Origin of the sequence: Gemmiger formicilis, assembly GCF_016901605.1 — a bacterium.
In the GTDB taxonomy this organism is placed as follows: Bacteria; Bacillota; Clostridia; order Oscillospirales; family Ruminococcaceae; genus Gemmiger; species Gemmiger formicilis_B.
This window is the reverse complement of the sequence record NZ_JACJKP010001009.1, coordinates 1-217: the sequence shown is the minus strand read 5'-3', so window position 1 is coordinate 217 and position 217 is coordinate 1. Positions and strand designations below refer to the sequence as shown.

Annotated in this window: 1 protein-coding gene; it reads right to left on the bottom strand. The window is 70.0% G+C overall.

Translation table 11 applies throughout. The features are described from left to right. The coding region (locus tag H6B10_RS18555) for a TrmH family RNA methyltransferase (RefSeq protein ID WP_275951119.1) at nt 1–217 on the bottom strand (217 nt) is incomplete at both ends.

The following is a 217-nucleotide window of genomic DNA, read 5'->3' as shown; positions in this document are numbered from 1 at the left end:
CGCCGTGGTGCTGGGACCGGGCTGTGCGGCGCCTTTCTCGCCCAAAACGCTGCGTTCCTCCATGGGCGCGGCGGGGCGGCTGCCGGTACTGCATTCCGACGATCTGCCCGCCACACCGGCGTTCAGGCTTTCCACACGGTCGGTCATGGGGATGCGCACCGCGGCATCGCAGGCTTCCACCGTTTCGTCCCGCAGGCCCTGCCCCTCGCTGCCAATG